Source organism: Dietzia sp. DQ12-76 (assembly GCF_014145045.1).
Classification (GTDB): Bacteria; Actinomycetota; Actinomycetes; order Mycobacteriales; family Mycobacteriaceae; genus Dietzia.
In genome coordinates this window covers 1-2,307 of the sequence record NZ_JAALDV010000075.1, presented here as the reverse complement: position 1 = coordinate 2,307, position 2,307 = coordinate 1, and the positions used below count along the sequence as shown (strand labels likewise).

General features: G+C 69.8%; 2 protein-coding genes and 1 pseudogene. 1 reads left to right on the top strand and 2 read right to left on the bottom strand.

Annotated features, from left to right (window positions below; all coding sequences use genetic code 11):
* Positions 1-47: 47 nt before the first annotated feature.
* Both galE and G6019_RS03740 read right to left on the bottom strand, forming a co-directional pair.
* Positions 48-1,034, bottom strand: coding sequence for a UDP-glucose 4-epimerase GalE (galE, locus tag G6019_RS03745; RefSeq protein ID WP_107756388.1), 987 nt, complete (start codon positions 1,032-1,034; stop codon positions 48-50).
* Positions 1,031-1,720, bottom strand: coding sequence for a metal-dependent transcriptional regulator (locus tag G6019_RS03740; protein WP_107756389.1), 690 nt, complete (start codon positions 1,718-1,720; stop codon positions 1,031-1,033). The genes galE and G6019_RS03740 overlap by 4 nt, the downstream gene beginning before the upstream one ends.
* Positions 1,721-1,946: 226 nt before the next feature.
* Here G6019_RS03740 and G6019_RS03735 point away from each other — a divergent pair.
* A pseudogene (locus tag G6019_RS03735) lies at positions 1,947-2,307 on the top strand (acetoin utilization protein AcuC); the annotation flags it as partial.

The window sequence follows — 2,307 nt, the reverse complement described above, 5'->3', positions numbered from 1 at the left end:
GCGGCCGGCACCGCGGTCGGTGGCCGCGCCCGCGGTGCCGCCCCGGTCTACCGGGGCGCGGAGTGCGCCCGATCTCCCAGAGCCGAGGTGAACGCCCATGCATCGCGGACGATGGTGTGGAGATCGGTCCGGGTGGGAGTCCACCCCAATTCGGTCATCGCTTTCTCGCTCGAGGCGACGAGCACCGCCGGGTCGCCCGCCCGGCGTGGCGCGACCACGTCCGGGATCGGGTGCCCCGTGACCTCGCGGCACACGTCGATCACCTCGCGGACGGAGAATCCCTCCCCGCTCCCGAGATTGAGCACCCGGTGGACGCCGGGCCGGTTGGATTCCAGTGCCAACAGGTGGGCATCGGCGAGGTCGGCGACGTGGATGTAGTCGCGGACACAGGTCCCGTCGGGCGTGGGCCAGTCGTCGCCGAAGACCTTGATGGCGGACCGGTGTCCGAGGGCCACCTGCAGCACCAACGGAATGAGGTGGGTCTCGACGACACGGTTCTCTCCCACCGGACCGTGGGCGCCGGCGACGTTGAAGTAGCGCAGGCTCGTGGCAGCGAGCCCGTGGGCCGCGGCGTACGAGGTGATCGCGTGATCGATCGCCAACTTGGTGGCGCCGTAGGTGTTGGTCGGCCGGGTGGGCATGTCCTCGGTGATCGGGATCTGCTCCGGCTCGCCATAGGTCGCCGCGGTGGAGGAGAAGACGAGGTTGGACACGTCGGCGGCGCGCATCGCCTCGAGGAGCGCGAGAGAGGTCACCACGTTGCCCCGCCAGTACTCCCCGGGCTTCTCCACCGATTCCCCGACGAGCGAGCGGGCGGCGAAGTGCACCACGCCGTCGAAGCCGGGCCCCGACCGCAGGACCTCGCCCGCCAGATCGGCCACGTCCCCCTCGATGAACGTCGCCGCCGCGGGGACGCCGTCCCTGTTGCCGGTGGAGAGGTCGTCGAGGATCACCACCTCGTGTCCGCGCTCGACGAGAACCGTCGCACAGACCCCGCCGACGTATCCGGCTCCTCCCGTGACGAGCAGTCTCACGGGAGGATCTCGACCTGGATCGCGTGCGCGTGATCCCCGTCGAGCTCCACCGTGTGACCATCACCGGAGTCGAGTTCGACGAGGTGGCCCCGCCGGGTGGCGGTCACGGTCTTCAGCGGCTCGACGCCGGCCGCGCGAAGCTCGGAGATCAGGTCGGTGTCGATCTGGACGTTCTCTCCGATCGCCTGGATCCGGACGCTGTGCGGGATGTCCGTGTCCAGGGCGGACAGACGGGTGAAGGCGGACTCGTCGGCCATCGTGGAGGCGTAACCGATCTTGTCGAGTCCCGGGATCGGGTTGCCGTACGGGGACGTCCTCGGATCCTCCAGGACCTCGATCAGCCGCCGTTCCACGTCGTCACTCATCACGTGCTCCCAGCGGCACGCCTCGGCGTGGACCTTCTCCAGCTCCAGTCCGATCACGTCGACGAGCAGCCGCTCGGCGAGACGGTGCTTGCGCATGACGTCCACGGCCAGGTCCCGGCCGCTGGTGGTGAGTTGGAGATGCCGGTCGGGTGCCACGTGCACCAGGCCGTCGCGTTCCATCCGCGCGACCGTCTGGCTCACGGTCGGTCCGCTCTGCTCGAGTCGCTCCGCGATGCGGGCCCGGAGCGGGATCACACCCTCCTCCTCGAGCTCGTAGATCGTGCGGAGGTACATCTCGGTGGTGTCCACCAGGTCTTTCACGCTGAATCCTCCACGTCGGATCGTCGCAGGTAGGGGTTCCCGGTGGTTGACGATCCCCTCCGGGTTCACAGACGAGACTACCGCCGGTCCTCGAACCGGGGTGGGGAGCGGGCAATCGGGGGCCGGGTCAGGTCCCGCCGCGTAGATTCGGGGGGCGTACATCTCGGTGATCCCACCGGGTGTGGGTCGCCGGGAGCGTCCCGGTGAGAGGGGAGGACGGGTGGCAATGGCCGGTATCCGGGACGGCGTCGCCGCGGCGGTGGTGTGGAGTCCGTCGCTGATGGAGTACAAGCACTCCGCCGACCATCCCATGAGCCCCCGCCGACTCGATCTGACGATGTCTCTCGCGACTGAACTGGGAGTTCTGCAGGGCGTGGAGATGCTGGACCCCGGTTCGGCGAGTGACGAGGAGCTGCTCCGCGTCCACACGTCCCGCTACATCGGCGCGGTCAAGGCGGCCGGCGGCCTGCCACCCGGCGAGCACTACGGCATGAGCCACGGGCTCGGCACGGCGGACAACCCGACCTTCCCGGCCATGCACGAGGCGAGCGCCGCGGTGGCGGGTGGGACCCTCGCGGCCGCGCGGG